Raw genomic sequence first — 24,685 nt, forward strand, 5'->3', positions numbered from 1 at the left:
CGGCCGGGCCGACGATCAGGTCAAGATCCGGGGGTTCCGGGTGGAGCCGGGTGAGGTCGAGACCGTGCTCGCCGGGCACCCGGCGGTCGCGCAGGCCGCCGTGCTGGTCCGTGAGGACGTCCCCGGCGACAAGAGGCTCATCGCCTACCTGGTGCCCGCGGGCACCGCGACTTCGATCACCGACGTGGTGCGTGAGCACACCGCCGAGCACCTGCCGGGCTACCTGGTGCCCTCGGCGTTCGTAGAGCTGGACGTCCTGCCCCTGACGGTCAACGGGAAGGTGGACCGGGCGGCGCTCCCCGCCCCGCGGCGCGAAACGGGCGCCGGACGCGCTCCCAGCACCGGCCAGGAAGAGCTGGTGTGCACGGCGTTCGCCGAAGTGCTCGGCCTGCCCGCGGTCGGCGTCGACGACGATTTCTTCGCGCTCGGCGGCCATTCGCTGTCGGCGGTGTCGCTGGTCGAATGGCTGCGGCAGCGTGGCGTGTCGGTTTCGGTCCGAGCGCTGTTCGTGACGCCGACACCGGCGGCGCTGGCGGCTGTGGCCGGCCCGGAACCGGTGGTGGTGCCGCCCAACCTGATCCCGCGGTACACCACCGAGATCACGCCCGCGATGCTGCCGCTGGTGGAGCTGTCCGAGGCGGAAATCGCCCGGGTGGTCGAGGCGGTGCCGGGTGGCACGGCCAATGTGCAGGACGTGTACCCGCTGGCGCCGTTGCAGGAAGGCATCTTCTTCCACCACCTGATGGCCGAGGAGGGCGTCGACGACGTCTACACCATGCCGTTCGTCCTGCGGTTCGCGGCGCGGCACCGGCTGGACGCCTTCCTGGGCGCGCTGCGACAGGTCGTCGACCGTCACGACGTTTACCGCACCGCGCTCGTGTCGGAGGGCCTGACCGAGCCGGTTCAGGTGGTGTGGCGGCACGCCGAGCTGCCGGTCACCGAGGTCACCCTCGACGCGGACGGCGGGGACGTGGCCGGACAGCTCCTGGCGGCCGCCGGCGGGTGGATGGACCTGCGCCGGGCACCGCTGCTGACCGTGCACGTCGCGGCCGAGCCGGGCGGCGCTGCCGGATGGCTGGCACTGGTGCGGATGCACCACCTGGTCCAGGACCACACGGCGCTCGACATCGTGCTCGGCGAGATCAGGACGATACTGGCCGGCCGGGCCGGGACGCTGCCCGCTCCGGCGCCGTTCCGGGACTTCGTGGCGCACGCCCGGCTGGGTGTGCCCGAGGAAGTGCACCGGGCGTACTTCACCAGGCTCGTCGGCGACGTCACCGAGACCGGCGCCCCGTACGGGCTGCTGGACGTGCACGGCGACGGAACGGAGGTCGCGCAGGCCAGGCTGATGGTGGACGACGGCCTGGCGAGGCGGGTGCGGGCGCTGGCGCGATCGCTCGGGATGAGCCCGGCGACGATCTTCCACCTGGCGTGGGCACGGCTGCTCGCGGCGGTCGCGGGACGCGACGACATCGTCTTCGGCACGGTACTGCTCGGCCGGTCGAGCATCGGCTCGGACCGCGCGCCCGGGCTGTTCATGAACACCCTCCCGGTGCGGGTCAAGCTGGCCGGGCAGCCGGTGGGAGCGGCGCTGACGGATCTGCGCGACCAGCTCGCCGAGCTGCTGGTGCACGAGCACGCGCCGTTGACGGTGGCGCAGGAGGCCGGTGCCCTGCCCGCCGGCAGCCCGCTGTTCGCCGCGCTGTTCAACTACCGGCACGCCGAGCGTGCCGAACCCGGGCCCGACGACGTGCTCGGGGATGTCGAGACCGTGTTCACCCAGGAGCACAACAACTACCCGCTGAGCGTGTCGATCGACGACGACGGCGTGGAGTTCGGTGTCTCCGTGGATGTCCTGCGGCCGGTGGCCGCGGAGCGGTTCGCCGCGCTGCTGCACGCCACGCTCGCGAAACTGACCACCGCCTTGGCGGAGAGCCCGGCCCTTCCGCTGATGGCGGTGGACGCGCTCGACGTGAGCGGCCAGGAGGCCGGTCCCACGCCGGACGCGGACGCCGGATCCGATCGGCTCGCGCGGCGGCTGACCGCCGCCGGCGTGCGCCGTGAGTCGGTGGTCGCGATCGGCGTGCGGGAGCCGGGCGAGCTGGCACAGGCCCGGGCCGCCATCGCCCAGGTGGGTGGCAGGTACGTGCTGGTCGATCCGGCGGACCCGGCCGGGGACGTCGCCGCCGCGCTCACCGGCGCCGGGGCACTGGTGCTGGTCACCACCACGGACGCGGCGGCGAGCCTGCCGGACTGGCCGCGCCGGCTGCTGCTGGACGAGGCCGGACCCGCGGCCGCCGGGCGGGCGGTGTTCGTCCCGGGAGCCGAAGACCCGGCCACGACCGGCACCGGCCGGGCGCCCGCCACGGCGCACGAGGAGCTGTTGTGCCAGGCGTTCGCCCAGGTGCTGGGCCGGGACCGGGTCGGGCTCGACGACGATTTCTTCGCGCTCGGCGGCAACTCCCTGCTGGCGACCCGGCTGGTCAGCCGGGTGCGGTCCGTGCTCGGCGTCGAGGTGTCCATCCGGCTTCTGTTCGAGACGCTGACCGCGGGCCGCCTCGCCGCACGGCTGGGGCAGGCGGGCCGTGGCCGGCCGGCGCTGACGGCAAGGGACCGTCCGGCACGGCCCCCGGTTTCGTTCGCGCAGCGACGGCTCTGGTTCGTCGCGCAGCTCGAAGGCTCGAGCGCCAGCTACAGCAACACGACCGCGCTCCGCCTGCGTGGCGCGCTGAACCCGGCGGCGCTGGCCGCGGCGCTGCGGGACGTGATCGGCCGCCACGAGGTCCTGCGGACAGTGCTCCCGGCCGAGAACGGCGAGCCGTACCAGCGCATCCTGCCGGTCGGGGAAACCGGCTTCGCGCTGCCGGTGATCGCAGTGACGGCAGCGGAGATCGCGGACGAGATCGACCGGGCGGCCGGCTACGCGTTCGACCTCGCCGGGGAGCTCCCCATCCGGGCGTGGCTGCTCCGGGTGACGCCGGACGAACACGTCCTCGTGCTGGCGGTGCACCACATCGCGACCGATGGCTGGTCGACCGCGTCGCTGGCAAGGGATCTGTCGGTTGCGTACGCGGCACGCCTGGCCGGGCGTGCGCCGGACTGGGCGCCGTTGCCCGTGCAGTACGCGGATTATGCGCTCTGGCAACGTGACCTGCTCGGCGACGCGGACGACCCGGAGAGCGTCCCGGCCCGGCAGCTGGCGTTCTGGCGCGACACCCTCGCCGGTATCCCCGGCGAGATACCGCTGCCGGCGGACCGGCCACGTCCCGCGGTGGCGACGCACCGGGGAGGCGAGGTCCCGGTGGCGCTGTCCGCGGATCTGCACCGGCGTGTCACGGCGCTCGCCGCGACGGAGCAGGTCACCGTTTTCATGGTGCTCCAAGCGGCTTTCGCCGCGTTGCTGAGCAGGCTGGGCGCGGGGGACGACATCCCGATCGGCACCGCGCCGGCCGGCCGCACCGACGACGCGCTGGACGAGCTGATCGGGTTCTTCGTCAACATGCTGGTCCTGCGCACCGACGTCTCGGGTGACCCGAGCTTCACGGAGTTGCTGTGGCGAGTGCGGGACACCGACCTGGCGGCGTACGAGCACCAGGACGTGCCGTTCGACCGGGTGGTGGAGGAGTTCGTCCCCGAGCCTTCCCTGTCGCGGCAACCGCTGTTCCAGGTGGCGCTGGACGTCCGGAACGCGCCGGAGTCGGAACTGCGGCTCCCCGGGCTGGAGGTGAGCGGCGAACCACTCGCGCACGGCGTCGCCAGGTACGACCTCATGCTCAGCCTCGCCGAGCGACGCGACGAACAGGGGGCCCCGGACGGGATGGCGGGGGTGCTGGAGTTCGGCACCGACATGTTCGACCGGCCGACGGCCGAGGTGCTCGCCACGCGGCTGGTGCGGCTGCTGGACTCCCTCGTCGGCGAGCCCGCCCGGCCGCTGAGCCGGATCGACCTGCTGGACGAGGCCGAACGGCGCCGGGTACTCGACGACTGGAACCCGCCCGGTCGCGGAGTGCCGGAAGCGACGGTGGCCGAACTGTTCGCCGCACAGGTCGCGCGGCGACCCGAAGCGGCCGCGGTGGAGGCCGGAGACGTCGTCGTCGGGTACGCGGAACTGGCCGCGCGGTCCGACCGGCTGGCCCGCGTCCTCGCCGGGCACGGCGCGGGGCCCGAGTCGGCGGTGGCCGTGGTGCTGGATCGCTCGGCCGATCTGGTGGTCGCGTTTCTCGCGGTCCTCAAGGCGGGCGCCGTCTACCTCCCGATCGACCCGATGCTGCCGGCCGAGCGGATCGAGTACGTGTTCGGCGACGCGCGGCCGGTGTGTGTGCTGACGGCCGCCGGCCGCCGGGCGTCGGTCCCGGCGGGCACGGAGATCCCCGTCGTCGTCCTCGGCGCGGCCGGGGCGGAGACGACCGCGCCCGTCGTCCCGCCGCTGCCGGAGCATCCGGCGTACCTCATCTACACGTCGGGCTCGACGGGACGGCCGAAGGGCGTGGCGGTCCCGCACCGCGGCATCGCCGCCCTCGTGGCCTCGCAGGCCGAACGGCTCGCCGTCACCGACGAGAGCCGGGTGCTGCAGTTCGCTTCCCCGGGATTCGACGCGTCCGTCTGGGAACTGGTGATGGCGCTGTGCACCGGCGCCCGCCTGATCGTGACCGAGGCCGGCGACCTGCTCCCGGGGGCCGGTCTGGCCGGAGTCGTGGCCAGGCACGGGGTGACGCACGCGACCCTGCCGCCCGCCGTCCTCGCCGCGTCCGCGCCGGAGGACCTGGCCTCGGTCACCACGCTGGTGTCGGCGGGCGAAGCGCTCACCGGCGACCTCGTGACGCGCTGGGCGCCCGGACGCCGGTTCGTCGACGCCTACGGGCCGACCGAGACCACCGTCTGCGCGACGATGTCCGCGCCGCTTTCGCCCGGCGATCCGCCCGACATCGGGATCGCGGTTCTCGACACCCGGGTCTACGTCCTGGACGACACCCTGGCCCCGGCGCCGCCCGGAGTGCGGGGCGAGTTGTACGTGGCCGGTGCCGGCCTGGCTCGTGGCTACCTCGGGCGGCCGGGGCTGACCGCCGAACGGTTCGTCGCCTGTCCGTTCACGTCCACTGTGGACGGTATGGTGACGGCGCCGGGCGAGCGGATGTACCGCACCGGCGACCGCGCCCGATGGACCACCGACGGGCGGCTGATCTTCGAGGGCCGGGTCGACGACCAGCTCAAGATCCGCGGGTTCCGGATCGAGCCGGGCGAGATCGCGGAGGTACTGGCCGCGCACCCGGCCGTCGCGCACGCGGCTGTCGTGGCCAGGGAGTACCGGGCAGGGGATCGGCGCCTGGTCGCCTACCTGGTTCCCGCCGAGCCCGGCATCGACGGGCTCGGCGAGACGCTCCGGGAGTACGCCCTGCGCAAGCTGCCCACGTACATGCTGCCCGCCGCGATCGTCGAACTCGACGCGCTGCCGTTGACCGTCAACGGAAAGCTCGACCGCACCGCGCTTCCCGAACCCGACCACGGCACCGCCGGGGCAGGCCGCGCACCGGCCACCCGGGAGGAAGAGCTCGTGTGCGGAGCGTTCGCCGAAATCCTCGAGCTGCCCGAGGTCGGCCCCGACGACCACTTCTTCGCACTGGGCGGGCATTCCCTGCTGGCGACGCGGCTGCTCAGCAGGGTCAGGGTCGCGCTGGGTGCCGAGGTGCCGCTGCGGGTGCTGTTCGAGCACCCGACCGCGGCCGGGGTCGCCACGTGGATCGCGGCGAACGCCGGTACCCGGAAGAAAGCCAGGCCGGCGCTCCGGCCGATGCGTGAGCACGAGAAGGAGTTCTGATGATTCCGTTGTCGTTCGCGCAGCGCCGGCTGTGGTTCCTCTGGCAGCTGGACGGACCCACCGACGCCTTCACCATCCCGCTGGCCCTGCGGCTGACCGGTGAGCTGGATCGCGACGCGCTCGCCGCCGCCCTGCGGGACGTGCTCGGCCGCCACGAGGTGCTGCGGACCGTCTTCCCCGCCCAGGGCGGCGAACCGTACCAGCGGGTGCTCCCCGTGGACGAAACGGGTTTCGAACTCGAGGTGGCCGAGGCGGCGGTGCTGGGGGAGCAGGTGGCGCGCGCGAGCGCGTACGCCTTCGACCTGGCGGGCGAGATCCCCATGCGGGCCTGGCTGTTCGCGGTGAACCGGCGCGAACACGTGCTGGTCCTGGTCCTGCACCACATCGCTGCCGACGGCTGGTCGATGGGCCCGTTGCTGCGCGACCTCTCCACCGCGTACGCGGCCCGGCTGGCCGGAGGTGCGCCGGGCTGGGAGCCGTTGCCCGTGCAGTACGCCGATTACACGCTGTGGCAGCGCGAGCTTCTCGGTGCGGAGGACGACCCGGAGAGCACCCTGACCGAGCAGGTGGCGTTCTGGCGCCGGACGCTCGACGGGGCGCCGGAGGAACTGGACCTGCCGGGTGACCGGCCGCGCCCGGCGCAGCCGGGTTCCCAGGGCCACACCGCCGAGCTGGAACTCGGCGCCGGCACGCATCGGCGGTTGCTGGAGCTGGCGCGGGACCACGGGGCCACCCTGTCCATGGTGGTGCACTCCGCACTGGCGGTGCTGTTGTCCCGGTCGGGCGCCGGCGCGGACCTCCCGATCGGGACCCTGGTCGCGGGCCGGACCGACGAGGGACTCGACGACCTGGTCGGCTGTTTCGTCAACAACCTGGTGATCCGCGCCGACCTGTCCGGCGATCCGGCCTTCACCGATGTGCTCGGGCGCGTGCGGGAAACCGCGCTGGACGCCTACGAGCACCAGGACGTGCCGTTCGAGAAACTGGTCGAGGAACTGGCGCCGGCCCGGTCGCTGTCCCGCCACCCCCTGTTCCAGGTGATGGCAGCCGTGGAAAGCGCGGACCTGATGTCCACCGGGCGCGACGGCGGATCCGCACTGGAACTGCCCGGCCTGCGGGTCGAGCTGATCTCCGGCGACCGGCAGGCCGGGGACCTCGACCTCGATCTCGTGGTGCGGGAGACCCTCGACGCCGACGGGCGGCCGGCGGGTTTGCAGGGTGCCCTCCTCGGCTCGGCGGACCTGTTCGATGCCGGGACGGTCGAGCGGATCGCGGCGCAGCTGGCCCACGTCCTGGAAACCGTCGCGGCCGACCCCGCTGTCACCGTCCGGTCCCTGCGGGTTCTCGGCCAGGACGAGCTGCGCCGGATACTCCGGGACTGGAATGACACGGCGGTTCCTGGGCCGGGTGGTCTGGTGCCGGATTTGTTTGCCGGGCAGGTGGTGCGGTCTCCGGACGCGGTGGCGTTGGCGGGTTCGGGTGTCGAGCTGAGTTATGCGGAAGTGGATGCGTGGGCGAACCGGCTGGCGCGGAAGTTTATCGGTGTGGGGGTGGGGCCGGAGTCGGTGGTGGCTTTGGTTTTGGAGCGTTCACCGGAGTTGTTGGTCGCGATTCTTGCGGTGTTGAAGGCGGGTGGCGCTTATCTGGCGATTGATCCGGGGTCGCCGGCGGAGCGTGTTCGTTTTATGGTTGAGGATGCGGCTGCGGTGCTGGTGGTGGATTCGCTGGGGTTTGTGGCGGATGTGGGTGGGTTTGGCGCGGGGCCGGTGTCTGATGTGGATCGGGTTGGGCCGTTGTTTCCGGATCATCCGGTGTATGTGGTGTATACGTCGGGTTCGACGGGTGTGCCGAAGGGTGTGGTGGTTTCGCATCGGGGTTTTGTGAATTTGTCGGTGAGTCATGGTCGGTTCGGGGTGGGGCGGGGTGCTCGGGTGGCGCAGTTCGCGTCGCCGGGTTTTGACATGTTTTGTGAGGAGTGGTTGCTGGCGTTGGTGTCGGGTGCGGCGTTGGTGGTTGTTCCGGCGGAGCGGCGGCTGGGCACCGAGCTGGCGGGGTTTGTTGCGGAGTTTGGGGTGACGCATGCGACGTTGCCGCCGGCGGCGGTGTCGACGTTGCCGTTGGGTGGTTTGCCTGAGGGTTTTGTGTTGGATGTGGGTGGTGAGGCGTTGCCGGGGGAGTTGGTGTCTCGGTGGGCTGGGGATGGGGTGATGTTCAATAGTTATGGTCCTGCTGAGGCGACGGTGAATGCTGCGGTGTGGCGGTGCCGGGCGGATGTGGGGTCGGGTGGTGTGGTGCCGATCGGGCGGCCGATTGCCAATGTGCGGGTGTATGTGCTGGATGGGGGGTTGCAGCCGGTTCCGGTGGGGGTGGGTGGTGAGCTTTATGTTTCCGGTGTGGGTGTGGCGCGGGGTTATGTGCGTCGTCCGGGGTTGACGGGTGAGCGGTTTGTGGCGTGTCCGTTTGAGCCGGGTGAGCGGATGTATCGCACCGGGGATCGGGTGCGCTGGAACGGTGACGGGGAATTGGTTTTTCTGGGCCGTTTTGACGATCAGGTGAAGATCCGCGGTTTCCGGGTGGAGCCGGGGGAAATCGAGAGCGTGCTGCTGACTCACCCCGGGGTCGGCCAGGCGGTGGTCGTCGCCCGGGAGGATACTCCGGGTGAGCACCGGCTGGTCGGTTATGTGGTTCTCGGCGCCCCGGTGTCCGGTGCGGAACTGCGGGCTTACCTGGCTGAGCGGCTGCCCTCGCACATGGTGCCTGCGGCGATCATGATTCTTGACGCTTTTCCCCTGACGTCCCATGCGAAGCTCGACCGCAAGGCACTTCCCGCACCGGACTTCGCGGGACTCGCGGGGGCCGGTCGCGCACCGGAAACCGCGCGAGAGGAACTGTTGTGCCAGGCGTTCGCCGAGACGCTCGGCGTGCCCCATGTCGGTGTCGAGGACGACTTCTTCGCGCTGGGTGGGCATTCGCTGCTCGTCGTGTCGCTGGTGGAGTGGTTGCGTCAGCGTGGCGTGTCGGTGTCGGTGCGGGCGTTGTTCACCACCCCGACCCCGGCCGGGCTGGCCGCGGTGGCGGGTCCGGAGCCGGTGGTGGTTCCGCCCAACCTGATCCCCGGCGACGCCACCGAGCTGACGCCGGAGATGGTGCCACTGGCGGACCTGACCGAGGCCGAGATCGCGCGGGTGGTGGCCGCCGTGCCGGGTGGGGTGGCGAACATCCAGGACATCTACCCGCTCGCGCCGTTGCAGGAAGGCATCTTCTTCCACCACCTGATGACCCACCACGACGGAACCGACGTCTACGTGACGCCCACCGTCATCGAGTTCGACTCCCGGGAACGCCTCGACGCCTTCGTCGCCGCGTTGCGGTGGATGGTGAATCGGCACGACATCTACCGCACCGCGGTCGTGTCGGCGGGACTGCGGGAACCCGTCCAGGTCGTGGTGCGCCACGCCGAGGTGCCGGTCGGGGAAGCCGTCCTCGATCCCGGCGGCCCGGACCCCGTCGAGCAGCTCCTGAACGTGGCGGGCGGGCGGCTGGAGCTGGGCCTGGCGCCGCTGATGGACCTGCACCTCGCCGCCGATCCGCGAGGTGGCCGATGGCTCGGTCTGCTGCGCGTCCACCACCTGCTGCAGGACCACACCACCCTGGACGTGCTGCTCGACGATCTGCGGGCGTTCCTGTCCGGGCGGGCCGGGGAACTGCCGGCGCCGGTTCCGTTCCGCGAATTCGTGGCGCAGGCACGGCTCGGGGTACCGCGGGAGGAATACGAACGGTACTTCAGCGGCCTCCTCGGCGACGTGACCGAGACGACCGCTCCGTACGGCCTCGCGGACGTGGACGGCGACGGCACCGCGGCGGAGCAGGCTCACCTGCGGGTGGACGACGCACTGGCCAGGCGCGTCCGTGAGGTGGCGCGGTCATGGGGGGTGAGCCCGGCGACGGTGTTCCACCTGGCGTGGGCGCGCGTCCTGGGTGCGGTGTCGGGCCGCGACGACGTGGTGTTCGGCACTGTCCTTTTCGGACGGATGAACGCCGGTGCCGGCGCGGATCGCGTGCCGGGGCTGTTCATCAACACGCTGCCGGTCCGGGTCCGCCTCGATCGGCAGGGCGTCGGCGAGGCGCTGACCGGCCTGCGCCACCAGCTCGCGGGCCTGCTGGCCCACGAGCACGCGCCCCTGGCGCTCGCCCAGGGGGCCAGTGGTCTCCCGGGCGGCAGCCCGCTGTTCAGCTCGATCTTCAACTACCGGCACAGCCCGGCCACTCCGGAGGAGGCGCGTCCCGCGCTGGACGGGATGAAGGTCCTGTCGGCCCGCGACCTCACGAACTACCCGCTCGCGGTCGCGGTCGACGCCCACGAGTCCGGCTTCGCGATCACGCTGGACGCGGTGGCGCCCGCCGATCCGGCGCGGGTGGGCGCGCTGCTGATCACCTGCCTCGACGCGCTCACCACCGCTCTGGCCGAGGAGCCGGCCACGCCCCTGCGCACGGTGGACGTGCTGGACGAGGCAGAGCTGTCCGCCCTGGTGCACGGCTGGAACGACACCGTGGTGCCGGTGCCGGACCTGTCGGTGCCGGACGCGTTCGCGGTCAGGACCGCGGCCGATCCCGGCGCCGTCGCACTCGTGTCCGGCGGGACGGAGATGTCCTACGGCGAGCTGGACGCACGGGCGGACCGGCTGGCGCGGGCGCTGGTCGTCGCGGGCGTGCGGCCGGAGTCGGCCGTGGCGGTCGTGATGGAACGGTCGATCGACCTCGTGGTGGCCTTGCTGGCGGTGCTGAAGGCCGGCGGCGTGTTCGTGCCGCTGGACACCGGATGGCCGGAAGCGCGGATGCGTGCGGTGGCCGCGGACGCGGGCGCCTGCCTGGTCCTGGTGCACGAGGCGACTGCCGGACTCGAACTCGGCGTCGCGGCGCTGACGGCCGGAGCCGAGGCGGACGCCGTGGTGGACCTGCCGGAATCGGTGATGCCGGGTGGTGCCGCCTACGTGATGTACACGTCGGGGTCGACCGGAGTGCCGAAGGGTGTGGTGGCCACCCACCGGGACGTGGTGCGCCTGGCGATGGACCGGTGCTGGGGCCCGGCGGCACGGGTGCTGTTCCACGCTCCCCACGCGTTCGACGCGTCGTCCTACGAGCTGTGGGTGCCGCTGCTGTCGGGCGGCACGGTGGTGATCGCGCCCGGCGAGCGCGTGGACGCCGCGCTGATGCGCCGGCTGATCGCCGAACACGCGTTGACCCACGTCCACGTGACCGCCGGTCTGCTGCGGGCACTGGCCGAGGACGACCCCGGTTGCTTCACCGGCGTGCGCGAGGTGCTGACGGGCGGGGACGTGGTGACGGCCGACGCCGTGCGGCGGGTCATGGCGGCGGATTCGCAGGTCGTCGTGCGGCACATGTACGGGCCGACCGAGGTCACGCTGTGCGCCACCCAGCACGAGATCGCCGATGCCGCCGAGGTCGACGGCGTGCTGCCCATCGGGCGGCCGCTGGACAACACCCGCGTCTACGTCCTGGACGACGGGCTCGACGTGGTGCCGGTGGGCGTGGCCGGCGAGCTGTACGTGGCCGGAGCCGGTATCGCACGAGGCTACGTCAACCGCGCGCAGACGACCGCGGAACGGTTCGTCGCCTGCCCGTTCGGCCCGGGCGAGCGGATGTACCGCACCGGCGACCTGGCCCGGTGGACGCCGGACGGGCGGCTGGTGTTCGCCGGGCGCGCGGACGACCAGGTGAAGATCCGCGGCTTCCGTGTCGAGCCCGGCGAGGTCGAGGCCGTGCTCGCCGCACACCCGGCGGTCGCGCAGGCCACCGTCGTCGTGCGGGAGGACGTCCCGGGTGACAAACGGCTGATCGCCTATCTGGTGCCCGTGGACCGGGGCCGGCCGATCGCCGGCGCGGTGCGTGAGCACGCGGCCGGACGCCTGCCCGAGTACATGGTCCCGGCGTCGTTCCTGGAATTGGCCGCGCTCCCGCTGACGGTCAACGGCAAGGTGGACCGGGCGGCGCTGCCCGCGCCCGACTACGCGGCCGGTGCGGGCCGGGCTCCGGCGAACGTGCGGGAGGAGCTGCTGTGCCAGGCCTTCGCCGACGTCCTCGCGCGGCCGTCGGCCGGGGTGGACGACGACTTCTTCGCGCTGGGCGGGCATTCGCTCCTGGTGATGCGGCTGGTGAGCCGGGTGCGTGCGGTCCTGGACGTCGAGCTGCCGATCCGCACCGTGTTCGAGGCACCGACCCCGGGGCTTCTGGCGGCTCGGATCGCCGAGGTCGCCGCGCCGGGGCGGGTGGCGCTGACGCGGCGTGCGCGACCGGACCGGGTGCCGTTGTCGTTCGCACAACGCCGGTTGTGGTTCCTGGCACAGCTGGAGGGGCCGAGCCCGGCGTACAACATTCCGCTGGGGCTGCGCCTGACCGGGTCGTTGGACCGGGAGGCGTTCGTGGCGGCGTTGCGTGATGTGGTCGAGCGGCACGAGGTGCTGCGTACCGTTTTCGCGCTGGACGACGGGGAGCCGTGTCAGCAGGTGCTTCCGGCTACGGCGTTTTCGCCGGACGTCGTGGAGGTGCCGTCCGAGGACCTGATGGCCGCCGTGGCGCGGGCCGCGGCGTACGCCTTCGACCTGGCGGCGGAGATCCCGGTGCGCGCCTCGCTGTTCGCACTGGCGCCGGACGAGCACGTGCTGGTCCTGGTCGTGCACCACATCGCGGGGGACGCCTGGTCGATGGCGCCCTTGGCACGCGACGTTTCGGAGGCGTACGAAGCGCGGTTGCGCGGATCGGCTCCCGCATGGGCACCGCTGCCGGTGCAGTACGCCGACTACGCGATCTGGCAGCGGGAACTGCTCGGCGGCGAAAGCGATCCGGACAGTGTGATCTCGCGGCAGGTGAACTACTGGCGGGACGCGCTCGCCGGCGCACCGGAGGAACTGGAGCTGCCGGTCGACCGGCCACGCCCGGCGGAGCTCTCCCATCGGGGTCACGTCGCCGAGGTCGAGGTTCCGGCCGAGCCGCACCGGCGGCTCCTCGAGATCGCGCGCGCCGAGGGCGTGACGGTGTTCATGGTTCTGCAGGCCGCGTTGGCGGTGACGCTGGCACGGCTGGGCGGCGGCCGGGACATCCCGATCGGCACGGCCGTCGCGGGGCGCACCGACCAGGCACTGGACGAACTGGCCGGGTTCTTCGTCAACACCCTTGTCCTGCGCACGGACCTGTCCGGGGATCCGACGTTCGCCGAGGTGCTGCGGAACGCCCGAGAAAGCTTGCTCGCCGCACTGGCTCACCAGGACGTACCGTTCGAGCGGCTGGTCGAGGAACTCGCCCCTGCCCGGTCGCTGACCCGGCATCCCCTGTTCCAGGTGATGCTGACCGTGCAGAACACCGCCGGGGCCGACGTCGAGCTGCCGGGCCTGGAGACCTCGGTGGTGCCGACGGGTGCGGTGCCCGCCAAGTTCGATCTGGACCTGGCCTTCGCCGAGAGCTTCGACGCGGCGGGCGCGCCCGCCGGACTGCGCGGGACGCTCGTCGTGGCCGCCGACCTGTTCGACCAGCGCACCGCCGACCGGATCGTGACCTGGTTCGCGCGCGTGCTCGACGAGGTGACCCTCCGGCCGGACCGGCGGCTCGGCGCGGTCGGCCTGCTGGACGCGGCCGAACTGTCCGCGTTGGCGAGCTGGAACGAGCCCGGGCCGTCGTTCGCCGAGGCAACGCTGCCGGAGCTGTTCGAGGCACAAGTGGCGAGAACACCGGACGCGATCGCCGTCACGGCGGGAGACGCCGAGCTGTCGTACGCGGAGCTGGATGCTCGCGCGAGTGGTTTGGCGGGCCGGCTGGCGGGTCGGGGTGTGGGGCCGGAGTCGGTCGTCGGTGTGGTCGTACGGCGGTCGGTTGATGTGGTTGTGTCGTTGCTGGCGGTGGTGAAGGCGGGTGGGGCGTATCTGCCGGTGGATCCGGATGCTCCGGGGGAGCGGATCGGGTTCGTCTTGGTGGATGCGGGCGCGGTGTGCGTGGTGACGACCTCGGAGTGCGCTTCGGTTGTGCCCGAGGGCGTGCCGGTGGTGGTGGCGGACGATGCCGGGCCCGACATGGTGTCGGACCGGCTGGGTGTGGCGCGCCCTGAGCATCCGGCGTATGTGATTTATACGTCGGGTTCGACCGGGAGGCCGAAGGGTGTCCTGGTACCGCATCGTAATGTGGTGGCGTTGTTCGCGGCGACGCATGGGTTGTTCGGGTTTGGTGCGGGTGATGTGTGGTCGTGGTTTCATTCGTTTGCGTTTGATTTTTCGGTGTGGGAGTTGTGGGGGGCGTTGCTGCACGGCGGCCGGGTTGTGGTGGTGCCGTTTGAGGTGTCGCGTTCTCCGCGGGAGTTCTGGGGTTTGCTGGAGCGGGAGCGGGTTACGGTGTTGAGTCAGACGCCGTCGGCGTTTTATCAGCTGATGGCGGTCCAGTCCGATCGTGTGTTGGGCGATGTGCGGGCCGTGGTTTTTGGTGGTGAGGCGTTGGAGCCGGCACGGCTGACCGATTGGTGGGAACGGTACGGCGAAGCTGGGCCGCGGTTGGTGAACATGTATGGGATCACCGAGACGACGGTGCATGTCACTCATCACGATCTTGTTCCGGGTGTCCGGGGCAGTGTGATCGGGCGTGGTCTTCCTGGTCTGTCGGTTTATGTGTTGGATGAGTGGCTTCAGCCGGTTCCGGTGGATGTGGTGGGTGAGTTGTATGTGGCCGGGCCGCAGGTGGCGCGGGGGTATGTGAATCGTGCGGGGTTGACGGGTGAGCGTTTTGTGGCGTGCCCGTTCGTGCCGGGGCGGCGGATGTATCGGACGGGGGATCGGGCTCGCTGGAATCCCGATGGGCGGTTGGTGTTCGCCGGTCGTGTCGATGATCAGGTGCAGGTCCGGGGGTTCCGGGTTGAGCCGGGTGAGGTGGAGGCGGTGCTCGCGGCGCATCCGGGGGTGGCGCGGGCCGTGGTGATTGCGCGGGAGGACGTCCCCGGTGATGTCCGGTTGGTCGCCTACGTCCTTCCCGCGGGGGAAGCGGAGGGACTGCCGGAGGCGGTGCGCGGGTTCGCCGTCGGCCGGTTGCCGTCGTACATGGTGCCGTCGGCGGTGGTCGTGCTGGAGGCGCTGCCGTTGACGGGCAACGGAAAACTGGACCGTGCGGCGCTGCCAGCGCCTGCTTTTGCGGCGGGTGGCGGGCGTGTTCCGGCCACCACCGAGGAGGAGTTGCTCTGTCAGGCGTTCGCCGAGGTGCTCGGGCTGCCGAGCGCCGGAGTCGATGACGACTTCTTCGCCCTCGGTGGGCATTCGCTGCTGGCGGTGTCGCTGGTGGAGTGGCTGCGGCGACGCGGTGTGTCGGTGTCCGTGCGGGCGTTGTTCACGACCCCGACCCCGGCCGGATTGGCCGCGATCGCCGGGCCCGGCCAGGTCGACGTACCGCCGAACCTGATCCCGGGCGGTGCCACCGAGCTGACGCCGGAGATGCTGACACTGGTCGAGCTGACCGAGGACCAGGTCGAGCTGGTGACAGCGGCGATTCCGGGCGGAGCGGCCAACATTCAGGATGTGTATCCGCTGGCGCCGTTGCAGGAAGGGATTTTCTTCCACCATTTGATGGCGGATCGCAGTGGCACGGATGTGTATGTGACTCCGACGGTGCTGGCGGTGGAGAGCCGGGAGCGGGTGGACGAGCTGCTGGCGGGGTTGCGGTGGTTGATCGATCGGCATGACATCTACCGGACCTCGGTGGTGTCGGTGGGACTTCGGGAGCCGGTCCAGGTGGTGGCCCGTCATGTTCCGTTGCCGGTCGAGGAGATCACGCTCGATCCGCAGGGCCCCGAACCGATCGACCAGCTTCGCGCAGCCGCCGGTGGCCGGATGGAGCTGGACCGCGCACCACTCATGAGCGTCCACGTCGCTGCCGGCCCCGATGGCGGTTGGCTGGTGCTGCTGCGTATTCACCACCTGATCCAGGATCACACCACCTTCGACGTGATCCTCGATGATCTCCGCTCGTTCCTCGCCGGACGGGCCGATCGGCTGCCGTCGCCGGTGCGGTTTCGTGACTTCGTCGCACAAGCACGGCGCGGGATTTCCCAGGCCGAGCACGAACGCTATTTCACCGAGCTGCTCGACGGCATCACCGAAACCACCGCACCCTACGGCCTCACGGACACCTACGGCGACGGCGAAGCGGCCGCGCACGCCCGGCTGCTGGTCGACGAGGCCCTGACGACACGGATGCGCGAGGTGGCGCGGGCGCTCGGCGTGAGCCCGGCGACGGTGTTCCATCTGGCATGGGCACGCGTACTGGCAGCGATTTCGGGCCGTGACGACGTGGTGTTCGGCACGCTGCTGTTCGGGCGGATGAACGCCGGTGCCGGCGCCGACCGCGCGCCCGGCCTGTTCCTGAACACGCTGCCGGTGCGGGTGCGCGTCGCCGGGAAGAGCGTGGCCGAAGCGGTGACCGAACTGCGGGGCCGGCTGGCCGAGCTGATGGTCCACGAGCACGCGCCTCTGGCGCTGGCCCAGGCTGCCGCCGACCTTCCCGGCGGCAGCCCGCTGTTCACCTCGCTCTTCAACTACCGGCACAACCAGGAGGAGCCCGAACCAGGCGAGGACATCGAAGGCATCCGGACGGTCTTCACCCGGGAGCACACGAACTATCCGCTCCACGTGTCAATCGACAATGACGGACCGAGTTTCGCGATCACCGTCAACGCCATGGCACCCGCCGACCCCGGCCAGGTCTGCGCGCTCCTTCACACCTGTCTCAGCAACCTGGTCACCGCGCTGGCGGTCGCCCCGGAGACGCCGTTCACCGGCGTGGACGTCCTGGACCCGCGGACCCGGCGCCGGCTGGAAGCGGACGGGAACGGCACGGCCGTGGCGGTGCCGGACGTGACCGTGCCCGCCGCCTTCTCGGCGCAGGTGGCCCGCGCGCCGGAGGCCACGGCGCTGGTGTCCGGCGACGTCCGGCTCAGCTATGCCGAGCTGGACGCCCGCTCGGACCGGCTGGCGCGGGCGCTGGTGGCCTCGGGGATCGGCGCGGAGTCGCCCGTCGCGGTGGTGATGGAGCGGTCGGCCGAGCTGGTGGTGGCGTTGCTGGCGGTTCTGAAGGCCGGTGGGGCGTACGTGCCGTTGGATCTGGGCTGGCCGGTCGCGCGGATGCGGGCGGTGCTCGAGGATGCGGGCGCCCGGTGGGCGGTGGTGCACGAGCCGACCGCCGGCCACGAGTCCTTGAGCGGCATCGGGATCCGGACGATCCCGGCCGATGCCGATGCCGATGCCGATGCCGCGCTGCCTTCGCAATGGTCGCCCGGGCAAGCCGCGTATGTGATGTACACGTCGGGTTCGACAGGTGTGCCGAAGGGTGTGGTGACGGCTCATCGGGACGTCGTCGCGTTGGCCGGGGATCGGTGCTGGGGGTCGCCGTCGCGAGTGTTGTTCCACGCGCCGCATGCGTTCGATGCCTCGACGTTCGAGTTGTGGGTGCCGTTGCTGGCGGGTGGGACGGTGGTCGTCGCCCCCGGGGAGCGGGTGGACGCGGCGGTGATCCGGCGGCTCGTCGCCGTACACGATGTGTCTCATGTGCATGTGACGGCGGGATTGCTGCGGGTGCTGGCGGACGAGGACCCGGGGTGCCTTGCGGGTGTCCGTGAGGTGCTGACAGGTGGGGATGTGGTTCCCGCCGAGTCGGTGCGGCGGGTGCTGGAAGAGAACCCCGGGGTCACGGTGCGGCATCTGTACGGGCCGACCGAGGTGACGTTGTGTGCGACGCAGTCCGAGGTCGGCGGCGCCGATGCGGTCGGCGGGGTTCTGCCGATCGGGCGTCCGCTGGACAACACGCGGGTGCATGTCCTCGACGGTGCGCTGAATCCGGTTCCGGTGGGTGTGGCCGGTGAGTTGTACGTGGCGGGTGCGGGTGTCGCCCGGGGTTACCTGAATCGTCCACAGTGGAGTGCCGAACGGTTCGTGGCGTGCCCGTTCGGTGTCGCGGGTGAGCGGATGTATCGCACGGGGGACTTGGCCCGGTGGTCGCCGGATGGCCGGCTGGTGTTCGCCGGCCGCGCGGACGAGCAGGTGAAGATCCGTGGTTTCCGGGTGGAGCCGGGCGAGGTGGAGGCTGTGCTCGCGGCGCATCCGGCGGTCGCGCAGGCCGCGGTGGTCGCCCGGGAGGATGTTCCGGGCGATAAACGGCTGATCGCCTACGTGGTGCCCGCGGTGCCGGGCACGGCCGTCGCCGGCACGGTGCGTGCGGATGCCGCGGAACGGCTGCCGGAGTACCTGGTGCCGTCGGCGGTGGTCGAGCTGGACCGGCTTCCGTTGACGGTCAACGGGAAGCTGGATCGCGCCGCGCTTCCTGCCGCCGGTTACGCGGTGGGTGCCGGGCGGGCACCGGCTGATGCCCGTGAGGAGCTGTTGTGCCAGGTGTTCGCGGAGATTCTGGATCTGCCGTCGGTCGGGGCGGGTGACGACTTCTTTGCGTTGGGTGGTCATTCGCTGCTGGCGATGCGGCTGGTGGGCAGGTTGCGGGCGGTGCTGGGGGTGGAACTGTCGTTCATGACGTTGTTCGACGCGCCGACTCCGGCGGGGTTGTCGCGTCGGCTGGTCCAGGCAGAGCCGGGCCGGACCGGGCTGGCCGTGCGGCAGCGGCCGGATCGGGTTCCACTGTCGTTCGCGCAGCGTCGTTTGTGGTTCCTGGGTCAGTTGGAGGGACCGAGCGCCACCTACAACATCCCGTTGGTGACGCGGATGACCGGCCCGCTGGACCGGACGGCGCTCGACGCCGCGCTGCGCGACGTCGTCGAACGGCACGAGGTCCTGCGCACCGTCTTCGAGGTGATCGGCGGCGAGCCCTGCCAGCGGATCCTGTCCGCCGACGAAGCCGGCTTCGCGATGCGGGTCATCGACATGGCTTCTGCCGGCGCGGAGAAAGTGACCGAGGCGATCGCCGCGGTGACCGGCCACGAATTCGACCTCGCCGCCGAGATCCCGATCGGGGCGTGGCTGCTCGCGGTGGCGCCGGACGAGCACGTCCTGGTCCTGGTCCTGCACCACATCGCGGCAGACGCCTGGTCGATGACGCCGCTGGTGCGCGACGTCGCCGAGGCGTACGCGGCGCGACACCGGGGTGAAGAGCCCGTGTGGACACCGTTGCCCGTGCAGTACGCCGACTACGCGCTCTGGCAGCGTGAGCTGCTCGGCGACGAGGACGACCCGGGCAGTGTGCTCTCCGGCCAAGTCGCCTACTGGCGCGAAGCCCTCGAAGGCGTGCCGGAGGAACTGGACCTCCCCGTCGACCGGCCGCGCCCGGCCACCGCGTCCTACCGTGGTCGTTTCGCCCCGGTCGGGATCCCCGCCGACGTGCACCGGCGCCTCAAGACGGTGGCACGGGAGCGCGGAACGACCCTGTTCATGACGGTGCAGGCCGCGCTGACCGTGGTGCTGTCGCGGCTGGGCGCCGGCACGGACATCCCGGTCGGCATCGCGGTCGCGGGACGCACCGACCAGGCACTGGACGACATGATCGGCTTCTTCGTCAACACGCTCGTTTTGCGGACCGATCTGTCCGGAGACCCGACGGTCGCCGAGATCCTCCGCCGGGTCCGGGACGCGTCGCTGGCGGCCTTCACACACCAGGACGTCCCGTTCGAGAAGCTCGTCGAAGAGCTGGCGCCTGCCCGGTCGCTGGCCCGGCACCCGTTGTTCCAGGTCATGCTGACCCTGCAGAACGCGGGCGGGCCCGGCGGTGGACCGTCCGCGGTCCTGCCGGGTCTGCGGACCGGCTCGCTGCCCACCGGTGAGGCGGCGGCCAAGTTCGACCTGGACCTCTCGATGGGCGAGTCCTTCGACGCGGCCGGCGAACCCGCCGGGATGGAAGGCATGCTCATCGCGGCCGCCGATCTGTTCGACCAGGACACGGCCGACCGGATCGCGAGCGGGCTGACGCGTGTCCTGAGCCTGATCGCCGAGGACACCGGTGTGCGGCTGAGCGCGGTGGACGTGCTCGGGCCCGCCGACCGGCGGCTGGTGGTCGAGGAGTGGAACGACACCGGTGCTCCGCCGCCCGTCCTGCTCGTGCCAGGGGCGTTCGAGGCGCAGGTCGCGAGAACGCCGGACGCGCTCGCGCTGCTGCACGGTGACGGCACCCGGCTGACCTACGCCGAGCTGAACGCCCGGGCCAACAGGCTCGCCCGGCTGCTCGTCCGGCACGGCGTCGGCCCGGAGTCCCCCGTCGCGGTGGGTATGGGCCGCTCCGCCGACCTGGTGGTGGCGCTGCTGGCGGTGCTCAAGGCGGGGGGCGCCTATCTCCCGGTCGACCCCGGTCATCCGGCCGAGCGCGTCGGGTACCTGTTCGACGACGCCCGTCCGGGGCTCGTCCTCACCACCCTGGACACCGGGATCGCCGACCACGGACCGGACCGGATCGTGCTGGACGATCCGCGTGTCGAGGCCGAACTGGCGGCGCTGGACGCGGGCGACCTGGCCACCGCCGAGCGTCACGGCCCCCTCCTGCCCGGCCACCCGGCTTACGTGATCTACACGTCGGGTTCCACCGGGCGGCCCAAGGGGGTCGTCGTCCCGCACGGCGCGATGGCGAACTTCGTGGCGGCGATGGGCGAACGGTTCCCGATGGACGCCGCGGACCGCCTGCTGGCCGTAACGACCGTGTCCTTCGACATCCACGTCCTCGAGCTGTACGTGCCGCTGCTCGCGGGTGCCGGGGTCGTGCTCGCGGAGGACGCGGCCGTCCGGGATCCAGCGGCGGTGGCCGGGCTGATCGGCCGCTTCGGCGTCACGACGATGCAGGCGACCCCGGCGATGTGGCAGGCACTGCTGACCGGGCACGCGGAAGCCGCACGCGGGCTGCGGCCGCTGGTCGGCGGCGAGGCGCTGCCGGGGGCACTGGCCGCCCGCATGGTCCAGGCGTCGGGGAGCACGGTCACCAACCTGTACGGCCCGACCGAGGTGACGGTGTGGGCGACCGCGGCCGACGTCGCGGGGAACGGCGGGGTGTCGATCGGCAGGCCGGTCGCCAACACGAGGGCCTACGTGCTCGACGGCACGTTGCGGCCGGTTCCGCCAGGTGTCGCGGGTGAGCTGTACCTCGCCGGTGTCCAGCTCGCGCGCGGTTACCTGGGGCGCCCGGGGGCGACGGCGGAACGGTTCGTGGCCTGTCCGTTCGGCGACGGCGGCGAGCGGCTCTACCGGACCGGTGACGTGGTGCGGTGGCGGGCGGACGGCGAGCTGGAGTTCCTGGGACGCACGGACGACCAGGTGAAGATCCGCGGGTTCCGGATCGAGCTCGGTGAGGTCGAGGCCGTGCTGGGCACCTGCCCGGACGTGGACCGGGTCGCGGTGGTCGTGCGTGAGGACGCGCCGGGGGACAAGCGGCTCATTGCCTATGTCGTGGCCACCGGCGACGAGCCTGGTGAGCCCGCCGACGCGGTACGCGCGTACGCGTCCGAACGGTTGCCGTCGTACATGGTGCCGTCCGCGGTCGTCACGCTCGACGCGCTGCCGCTGACGCCGAACGGGAAGCTGGACCGCAAGGCGCTGCCCACGCCCGCCTTCGCGCCGGGCGCGGGCGCGGGCAGGCTCCCCGCCGGCCCGCGGGAGGAGCTGTTCTGCGCGGCGTTCGCCGATGTGCTGGGGCTCGACGTGGTCGGGGCCGATGACGACTTCTTCGCGCTGGGCGGGCATTCCCTGCTGGCGGTGTCCCTGGTGGAGTATCTCCGCGCCCGCGGGACGGCGGTGTCGGTGCGGGCGTTGTTCCAGAACGCCACCCCGGCGGGGCTGGCCGCGGCGGCCGGACCGGAAGAGGTGGTGGTGCCGCCGAACCTGATCCCGCCCGGCGCGGCCGAGATCACCCCGGAGATGCTCACCCTGGCCGAGCTGACCGAGGCGGAGATCGCCACGGTGGTCGAGGCCGTGCCGGGTGGCGCGGCCAACATCGCCGATGTCTACCCGCTGGCCCCGCTGCAGGAGGGCATGTTCTTCCACCACCTGATGGCGGGGCGCGACGACGCGGACGTCTACGTGCTGCCGACCGTGCTCGGCTTCGGCTCACGGGCTCTCCTCGACCGTTTCCTCGCTGCCCTGCAGCGGATCGTCGACCGGACCGACACGTACCGGACGGCGGTCGTCTGGGAAGGGCTGCGTGAACCGGTGCAGGTCGTGTGCCGCACCGCCGAGTTGCCGGTGGACGAAATCGTCCTCGACGGCGCGGGCGACGCCGCCGAGCAGCTGATGGCCGGCGCGGGGGCCCGGGTGGCAGTGGACAGGGCGCCGCTGATGCGGGTCCGGGTCGCCGCCGAACCGGGCACCGGACGCTGGGTCGCGTTGGTGCTCGTCCATCACCTGGTGCAGGACCACACCGCGCTGGACGTGCTCATGGACGAGGTGCGCGCGATGCTCACCGGGCGGGCCGCGGAACTGCCGGAGCCGGTGCCGTTCCGCGAGTACGTGGCGCGGGCGCGGCTCGGAGTCGCGCGGGAGGAGCACGAGGCCTACTTCGCCGGGCTGCTCGGCGACCTGATCGAGCCGACCGCGCCGTACGGGCTGCTGGACGTGCACGGAAGCGGCGAGGCGGTGACGCGCGCAGACCGGTGGGTCGACGACGCGGTGGCCCACCGGCTGCGCGGACTGGCCCGCTCACGCGGGGTCAGCCCCGCGACCGTCTTCCACCTGGCCTGGGCCCGGGTCCTCGGCACGCTGGCGGGACGCGACGACGTCGTGTTCGGCACTGTCCTGTTCGGACGGATGAACGCCGTGGCCGACGTGCGGCGGGCGGCCGGGCCGTTCATCAACACGCTGCCGGTGCGCGTCCGCCTCGACGGCACCGGCGCGGGCTCGGCGCTGTCGGCGATGCGGGGCCAGCTCGCCGGGCTGATGGTGCACGAGCACGCGCCGCTCACGCTGGCGCAGTCGGCCAGTGGTGTACCGGGCGGCCTCCCGCTGTTCACGTCGCTGTTCAACTACCGCTTCACCGCGGCGCGCGGTGATGCCGGGGAGACGGGCCGGGACGAGCCCGTCGACGGCATCGAGCTGCTGGCGTACCGGGAGCAGAGCAACTACCCGCTGACGGTGTCCGTCGACGATGTGGGGGAGCGGTTCCTGCTGACCGTGGACGCGCTCGCGCCGGCCGATCCCGAGCAGGTCTGCGGGCTGCTGCACGCCTGTCTCGGCAATCTGGCTTCGGTGCTCGAGGAAGCCCCCGGCACGCCGCTCTCGGCGGTCGAGGTGGTGGACGCGGCCGAGCGACGGCGGGTACTGGAGGCGGGGACCGGGCCGGTCCGGCCGGTGCCGCAAGTGCCGTTCGGGGACCTGTTCGCGGCGCGGGCGGCCGAGGCGCCGGAGGCCGTGGCGCTGTCACGCGGAGACGTCGCATTGTCGTACCGGGAGCTGGACGCGGCCGCGAACCGACTGGCGAGGCTGCTGATCGCGCGGGACGTCGGGCCGGAGTCGGTGGTCGCGGTGGTGCTGGAACGGTCGCTCGAGCCGATGATCGCGTTCCTGGCGATCGTGCGGGCCGGGGCGGCCTGGCTGCCGGTCGACCCGGCGCTTCCGGCCGAGCGCGTCGGGCTCATGTTCTCCGACGCCGTCCCGGCGCTGGTGCTGACGAGCGCGGGCTGCCGGTCACTGGTGCCCGGCGGTGTGCCGGTGACCGTGCTGGGTTCGCCGGCGGCCGACGCGGAACTGGCGAATCTGGACGACGGTGCCGTCACCGACGCCGAACGGGTCACTCCGGTGCTGCCGGACCACCCGGCGTACGTGATCTACACGTCCGGCTCGACCGGACGGCCGAAGGGCGTGGCGGTCACGCACCGCGGCCTCCCCTCGCTGGCGCTGGCCCAGATCGAGTCGTTCGCGCTGGACGGCGCGAGCCGGGTGCTGCAACTGGCCTCGCTCAGCTTCGACGCGTCGGTGATGGAAATGGTCATGGCGTTCTCGTGCGGCGCGACGCTGGTCGTCCCCGCGGCGCCCGGGCCGCTGGTGGGGGACGAGCTCGCCGAGGTGCTGCGGACGGAACGGATCACCCACACGCTGATCCCGCCGAGCGTGCTGGCCACCGTGCCCGAGGACGTCGGCGACGCACTGGTCACCTTGGTGGTCGGTGCGGAGGCCTGCCCGCCTGAGCTGGTCGGACGCTGGACGCCGGGACGGCGGATGGTGAACGCTTACGGCCCGACCGAGATCACCGTGCTGTGCACGCTGAGCGACGCGCTGGACCCCGGCGGGGTCCCGCCCATCGGCCGTCCGATCGGCGGCGTCCGGGTGTACCTGCTTGACGACGGGCTGGCCCCGGTGCCGGCCGGCGTGCCCGGTGAGCTGTACGTGGCGGGCCCCGGCGTGGCACGCGGCTACGTGGGCCGCGCGGGGCTGACCGCCGAGCGGTTCGTGGCCTGCCCGTGGGGCGGCCGGATGTACCGGACCGGCGACCGTGCCCGCTGGGGTGCGGACGGGCAGCTGGTGTTCCTCGGACGCGTGGACGATCAGGCGAAGATCAACGGGGTCCGGGTCGAGCCCGGTGAGGTCGAAGCCGTGGTCACCGCGCACCCGGCCGTAGCCACGGCGGCCGTCGTCGTCCGCGAGGACGTCCGGGGAGACCGGCGTCTCGTGGCGTACGTGGTGCTCGGCGAGGACATCGGCGAGCCGGCGGAGGCGGTGCGGGCGTTCGCGGCCGAGCGCCTGCCGTCGCACCTGGTCCCGTCGGCGGTGGTCCGGCTGGACTCGCTGCCGCTGACGGTCAGCGGGAAGCTCGACCGCGCCGCGCTGCCCGCCCCCGGTTACGCCGCGGGCGCCGGCCGGGCTCCGGCCGACGCCCGCGAAGAACTGCTGTGCGGCGCGTTCGCCGAGGTCCTGGGGC

At 72.0% G+C, this 24,685-nt stretch carries 2 protein-coding genes (1 of these 2 cut by a window edge); both read left to right on the top strand.

Annotated features, from left to right (window positions below; genetic code table 11):
• The first annotated feature begins 40 nt into the window (after window positions 1-40).
• On the top strand, window positions 41-5,815 hold the full coding sequence (locus A3CE_RS53145; protein ID WP_020637999.1) for a non-ribosomal peptide synthetase: 5,775 nt from the start codon (window positions 41-43) through the stop codon (window positions 5,813-5,815).
• Window positions 5,815-24,685 carry the 5' portion of a non-ribosomal peptide synthetase gene (locus A3CE_RS49585; RefSeq protein ID WP_020638000.1) on the top strand. The gene runs 7,277 nt beyond the window's last position, so 18,871 of the gene's 26,148 nt are visible here — the first part of the coding sequence; its start codon is at window positions 5,815-5,817; its stop codon lies off the right edge, out of view. Before A3CE_RS53145 ends, A3CE_RS49585 begins: the two co-directional genes overlap by 1 nt.

The sequence above is a fragment of the Amycolatopsis balhimycina FH 1894 genome, assembly GCF_000384295.1.
GTDB lineage: Bacteria > Actinomycetota > Actinomycetes > Mycobacteriales > Pseudonocardiaceae > Amycolatopsis > Amycolatopsis balhimycina.